8 tRNA genes and 4 rRNA genes are annotated in these 6302 nt (G+C 47.6%); all 12 read left to right on the top strand.

What is annotated here, in order from left to right:
• Positions 1 to 123 precede the first annotated feature (123 nt).
• Positions 124 to 238 (top strand): 5S ribosomal RNA (gene rrf, locus ACFZAM_RS37035).
• 11 nt (positions 239 to 249) lie between these two features.
• Positions 250 to 325 (top strand) — tRNA-Val (locus ACFZAM_RS37030).
• 7 nt (positions 326 to 332) lie between these two features.
• Positions 333 to 408: transfer RNA gene (locus tag ACFZAM_RS37025), tRNA-Thr, on the top strand.
• 6 nt (positions 409 to 414) lie between these two features.
• A tRNA-Lys gene (locus ACFZAM_RS37020) sits at positions 415 to 487 on the top strand.
• 35 nt (positions 488 to 522) lie between these two features.
• Positions 523 to 597: transfer RNA gene (locus tag ACFZAM_RS37015), tRNA-Gly, on the top strand.
• Positions 598 to 604: 7 nt separating this feature from the next.
• Positions 605 to 693 (top strand) — tRNA-Leu (locus ACFZAM_RS37010).
• A gap of 10 nt (positions 694 to 703) precedes the next feature.
• A tRNA-Arg gene (locus ACFZAM_RS37005) sits at positions 704 to 780 on the top strand.
• Positions 781 to 803: 23 nt separating this feature from the next.
• A tRNA-Pro gene (locus ACFZAM_RS37000) sits at positions 804 to 877 on the top strand.
• A gap of 13 nt (positions 878 to 890) precedes the next feature.
• A tRNA-Ala gene (locus tag ACFZAM_RS36995) sits at positions 891 to 966 on the top strand.
• Positions 967 to 1088: 122 nt separating this feature from the next.
• Positions 1089 to 2641: ribosomal RNA gene (locus ACFZAM_RS36990) — 16S ribosomal RNA — on the top strand.
• A 379-nt stretch (positions 2642 to 3020) separates the two neighbouring features.
• Positions 3021 to 5942: ribosomal RNA gene (locus tag ACFZAM_RS36985) — 23S ribosomal RNA — on the top strand.
• A 70-nt stretch (positions 5943 to 6012) separates the two neighbouring features.
• Positions 6013 to 6127 (top strand): 5S ribosomal RNA (gene rrf, locus ACFZAM_RS36980).
• The 16S, 23S and 5S rRNA genes sit together here with 8 tRNA genes alongside, the layout of an rRNA operon.
• Positions 6128 to 6302 lie beyond the last annotated feature (175 nt).

Below are 6302 nucleotides of genomic sequence, written 5' to 3'. Positions count from 1 at the left end.
ATAAAATTCGTCAAAAACACGTAGTTCAGTTAGCAGAATGTAAAATTAATTTTAACAAAGTGTAAAATTAACTATTGAAAAGTCATTAACAAACGTGTATTATTAATAAAGTAAGTTAATTTGTCTGGTGGCAATAGCAAAGAGGTCACACCTGTTCCCATGCCGAACACAGAAGTTAAGCTCTTTAGCGCCGATGGTAGTCGGACTAACGTTCCGCTAGAGTAGGACGTTGCCAGGCAATAGATAACAGGAGAATTAGCTCAGCTGGGAGAGCATCTGCCTTACAAGCAGAGGGTCGGCGGTTCGAACCCGTCATTCTCCACCATTTAATAGCCGGCCTAGCTCAATTGGTAGAGCAACTGACTTGTAATCAGTAGGTTGGGGGTTCAAGTCCTCTGGCCGGCACCATCTTTTGAGCCATTAGCTCAGTTGGTAGAGCATCTGACTTTTAATCAGAGGGTCAGAGGTTCGAATCCTCTATGGCTCATTACGATTTTATTTAAATTTTCTAAGCGAAATAATGCAGAAGTAGTTCAGCGGTAGAATACGACCTTGCCAAGGTCGGGGTCGCGGGTTCGAATCCCGTCTTCTGCTCCATTATTTTGCCGGGGTGGCGGAACTGGCAGACGCACAGGACTTAAAATCCTGCGGTGAGAGATCACCGTACCGGTTCGATTCCGGTCCTCGGCACCATCTTTAATAAGCGCCCGTAGCTCAACTGGATAGAGCGTTTGACTACGGATCAAGAGGTTATGGGTTCGACTCCTATCGGGCGCGCCATTTTTAAAGAATATAACTACATACGGGAAGTAGCTCAGCTTGGTAGAGCACTTGGTTTGGGACCAAGGGGTCGCAGGTTCGAATCCTGTCTTCCCGACTTCTTAATAAATGGGGGCTTAGCTCAGCTGGGAGAGCGCCTGCTTTGCACGCAGGAGGTCAGCGGTTCGATCCCGCTAGTCTCCACCATTATTTATTTCATTAAATGAACATTGAAAACTGAATGACAATATGTCAACGTTAATTCCAATAATGTAACGAAAGTTACAACAATTAATTTAGTTTTATGAGCTAATCAAACATCATAATTTTTTATGGAGAGTTTGATCCTGGCTCAGGATGAACGCTGGCGGCGTGCCTAATACATGCAAGTCGAGCGAACAGATAAGGAGCTTGCTCCTTTGACGTTAGCGGCGGACGGGTGAGTAACACGTGGATAACCTACCTATAAGACTGGGATAACTTCGGGAAACCGGAGCTAATACCGGATAACATATTGAACCGCATGGTTCAATAGTGAAAGGCGGCTTTGCTGTCACTTATAGATGGATCCGCGCCGTATTAGCTAGTTGGTAAGGTAACGGCTTACCAAGGCAACGATACGTAGCCGACCTGAGAGGGTGATCGGCCACACTGGAACTGAGACACGGTCCAGACTCCTACGGGAGGCAGCAGTAGGGAATCTTCCGCAATGGGCGAAAGCCTGACGGAGCAACGCCGCGTGAGTGATGAAGGTCTTCGGATCGTAAAACTCTGTTATCAGGGAAGAACAAATGTGTAAGTAACTGTGCACATCTTGACGGTACCTGATCAGAAAGCCACGGCTAACTACGTGCCAGCAGCCGCGGTAATACGTAGGTGGCAAGCGTTATCCGGAATTATTGGGCGTAAAGCGCGCGTAGGCGGTTTTTTAAGTCTGATGTGAAAGCCCACGGCTCAACCGTGGAGGGTCATTGGAAACTGGAAAACTTGAGTGCAGAAGAGGAAAGTGGAATTCCATGTGTAGCGGTGAAATGCGCAGAGATATGGAGGAACACCAGTGGCGAAGGCGACTTTCTGGTCTGTAACTGACGCTGATGTGCGAAAGCGTGGGGATCAAACAGGATTAGATACCCTGGTAGTCCACGCCGTAAACGATGAGTGCTAAGTGTTAGGGGGTTTCCGCCCCTTAGTGCTGCAGCTAACGCATTAAGCACTCCGCCTGGGGAGTACGACCGCAAGGTTGAAACTCAAAGGAATTGACGGGGACCCGCACAAGCGGTGGAGCATGTGGTTTAATTCGAAGCAACGCGAAGAACCTTACCAAATCTTGACATCCTTTGACTGCTCTAGAGATAGAGTCTTCCCCTTCGGGGGACAAAGTGACAGGTGGTGCATGGTTGTCGTCAGCTCGTGTCGTGAGATGTTGGGTTAAGTCCCGCAACGAGCGCAACCCTTAAGCTTAGTTGCCATCATTAAGTTGGGCACTCTAAGTTGACTGCCGGTGACAAACCGGAGGAAGGTGGGGATGACGTCAAATCATCATGCCCCTTATGATTTGGGCTACACACGTGCTACAATGGACAATACAAAGGGCAGCTAAACCGCGAGGTCAAGCAAATCCCATAAAGTTGTTCTCAGTTCGGATTGTAGTCTGCAACTCGACTACATGAAGCTGGAATCGCTAGTAATCGTAGATCAGCATGCTACGGTGAATACGTTCCCGGGTCTTGTACACACCGCCCGTCACACCACGAGAGTTTGTAACACCCGAAGCCGGTGGAGTAACCATTTATGGAGCTAGCCGTCGAAGGTGGGACAAATGATTGGGGTGAAGTCGTAACAAGGTAGCCGTATCGGAAGGTGCGGCTGGATCACCTCCTTTCTAAGGATATATTCGGAACATCTTCGTAGAAGATGAAGGAATAACATTGACATATTGTATTCAGTTTTGAATGTTTATATAACATTCACATATCTTCTTTTTCAAAGAAAGCGATTCGTAGACAATGCGTTGAGTTACTTTAAAGCGAAGTTTACTAGAGTAAATGAGTATTTAAAGTAATGATAACAAAACAGTATGCAAACGCTTGACTGGAAATAGAACTTGTACATTGAAAACTAGATAAGTAAGTAAAATAGATTTTACCAAGCAAAACCGAGTGAATTAGAGTTTTAAAGCTTGAATTCATAAGAAATAATCGCTAGTGTTCGAAAGAACACTCACAAGATTAATAACGCGTTTCCTGTAGGATGGAAACATAGATTAAGTTATTAAGGGCGCACGGTGGATGCCTTGGCACTAGAAGCCGATGAAGGACGTTACTAACGACGATATGCTTTGGGGAGCTGTAAGTAAGCGTTGATCCAGAGATTTCCGAATGGGGAAACCCAGCATGAGTTATGTCATGTTATCGATATGTGAATACATAGCATATCAGAAGGCAGACCCGGAGAACTGAAACATCTTAGTACCCGGAGGAAGAGAAAGAAAAATCGATTCCCTGAGTAGCGGCGAGCGAAACGGGAAGAGCCCAAACCAACAAGCTTGCTTGTTGGGGTTGTAGGACACTCTATACGGAGTTACAAAAGTATATATTAGACGAATCATCTGGAAAGTTGAATCAAAGAAGGTAATAATCCTGTAGTCGAAAATATATACTCTCTTGAGTGGATCCTGAGTACGACGGAGCACGTGAAATTCCGTCGGAATCTGGGAGGACCATCTCCTAAGGCTAAATACTCTCTAGTGACCGATAGTGAACCAGTACCGTGAGGGAAAGGTGAAAAGTACCCCGGAAGGGGAGTGAAAGAGAACTTGAAACCGTGTGCTTACAAGTAGTCAGAGCCCGTTAATGGGTGATGGCGTGCCTTTTGTAGAATGAACCGGCGAGTTACGATTTGATGCAAGGTTAAGCAGCTAATGTGGAGCCGTAGCGAAAGCGAGTCTGAATAGGGCGTTTAGTATTTGGTCGTAGACCCGAAACCAGGTGATCTACCCTTGGTCAGGTTGAAGTTCAGGTAACACTGAATGGAGGACCGAACCGACTTACGTTGAAAAGTGAGCGGATGAACTGAGGGTAGCGGAGAAATTCCAATCGAACTTGGAGATAGCTGGTTCTCTCCGAAATAGCTTTAGGGCTAGCCTCAAGTGATGATTATTGGAGGTAGAGCACTGTTTGGACGAGGGGCCCTTCTCGGGTTACCGAATTCAGACAAACTCCGAATGCCAATTAATTTAACTTGGGAGTCAGAACATGGGTGATAAGGTCCGTGTTCGAAAGGGAAACAGCCCAGACCACCAGCTAAGGTCCCAAAATATATGTTAAGTGGAAAAGGATGTGGCGTTGCCCAGACAACTAGGATGTTGGCTTAGAAGCAGCCATCATTTAAAGAGTGCGTAATAGCTCACTAGTCGAGTGACACTGCGCCGAAAATGTACCGGGGCTAAACATATTACCGAAGCTGTGGATTGTCCGTAGGACAATGGTAGGAGAGCGTTCTAAGGGCGTCGAAGCATGATCGCAAGGACATGTGGAGCGCTTAGAAGTGAGAATGCCGGTGTGAGTAGCGAAAGACGGGTGAGAATCCCGTCCACCGATTGACTAAGGTTTCCAGAGGAAGGCTCGTCCGCTCTGGGTTAGTCGGGTCCTAAGCTGAGGCCGACAGGCGTAGGCGATGGATAACAGGTTGATATTCCTGTACCACCTAGTATCGTTTTAATCGATGGGGGGACGCAGTAGGATAGGCGAAGCGTGCTATTGGATTGCACGTCCAAGCAGTAAGACTGAGTGTTAGGCAAATCCGGCACTCATAAGGTCAAGCTGTGATGGGGAGAGGAAATTGTTTCCTCGAGTCGTTGATTTCACACTGCCAAGAAAAGCCTCTAGATAGATAACAGGTGCCCGTACCGCAAACCGACACAGGTAGTCAAGATGAGAATTCTAAGGTGAGCGAGCGAACTCTCGTTAAGGAACTCGGCAAAATGACCCCGTAACTTCGGGAGAAGGGGTGCTCTTTAGGGTTAACGCCCAGAAGAGCCGCAGTGAATAGGCCCAAGCGACTGTTTATCAAAAACACAGGTCTCTGCTAAACCGTAAGGTGATGTATAGGGGCTGACGCCTGCCCGGTGCTGGAAGGTTAAGAGGAGTAGTTAGCTTCTGCGAAGCTACGAATCGAAGCCCCAGTAAACGGCGGCCGTAACTATAACGGTCCTAAGGTAGCGAAATTCCTTGTCGGGTAAGTTCCGACCCGCACGAAAGGCGTAACGATTTGGGCACTGTCTCAACGAGAGACTCGGTGAAATCATAGTACCTGTGAAGATGCAGGTTACCCGCGACAGGACGGAAAGACCCCGTGGAGCTTTACTGTAGCCTGATATTGAAATTCGGCACAGCTTGTACAGGATAGGTAGGAGCCTTTGAAACGTGAGCGCTAGCTTACGTGGAGGCATTGGTGGGATACTACCCTAGCTGTGTTGGCTTTCTAACCCGCACCACTTATCGTGGTGGGAGACAGTGTCAGGTGGGCAGTTTGACTGGGGCGGTCGCCTCCTAAAAGGTAACGGAGGCGCTCAAAGGTTCCCTCAGAATGGTTGGAAATCATTCATAGAGTGTAAAGGCATAAGGGAGCTTGACTGCGAGACTTACAAGTCGAGCAGGGTCGAAAGACGGACTTAGTGATCCGGTGGTTCCGCATGGAAGGGCCATCGCTCAACGGATAAAAGCTACCCCGGGGATAACAGGCTTATCTCCCCCAAGAGTTCACATCGACGGGGAGGTTTGGCACCTCGATGTCGGCTCATCGCATCCTGGGGCTGTAGTCGGTCCCAAGGGTTGGGCTGTTCGCCCATTAAAGCGGTACGCGAGCTGGGTTCAGAACGTCGTGAGACAGTTCGGTCCCTATCCGTCGTGGGCGTAGGAAATTTGAGAGGAGCTGTCCTTAGTACGAGAGGACCGGGATGGACATACCTCTGGTGTACCAGTTGTCGTGCCAACGGCATAGCTGGGTAGCTATGTATGGACGGGATAAGTGCTGAAAGCATCTAAGCATGAAGCCCCCCTCAAGATGAGATTTCCCAACTTCGGTTATAAGATCCCTCAAAGATGATGAGGTTAATAGGTTCGAGGTGGAAGCGTGGTGACACGTGGAGCTGACGAATACTAATCGATCGAAGACTTAATCAAAATTTATGTTTTGCGACGCAAAATCATTTTACTTACTATCTAGTTTTGAATGTATAATACATTCCATTTGTCTGGTGACAATGGCAAGGAGGTCACACCTGTTCCCATGCCGAACACAGAAGTTAAGCTCCTTAGCGCCGATGGTAGTCGGACTAACGTTCCGCTAGAGTAGGACGTTGCCAGGCAAATAATAGGATGCGATGAGCCGCATTGAGACCGCAAGGTCTCTTTTTTTATGTTTAAAATAAGAAAGTCAACGCAGAGCAAATGCGTTTAGACGATGAATTGAAGAATGAGTGCAACGAGCTTAGTCGAGCTAAGTGAGTAAGTGAGAGATGAAAATGAAGAAGTATAAGCGTA

Source organism: Streptomyces sp. NPDC008079 (assembly GCF_042957385.1).
In the GTDB taxonomy this organism is placed as follows: domain Bacteria; phylum Actinomycetota; class Actinomycetes; order Streptomycetales; family Streptomycetaceae; genus Actinacidiphila.
Note: the sequence above shows the minus strand (reverse complement) of the source record. Positions and strands in the feature narration are given on the sequence as shown.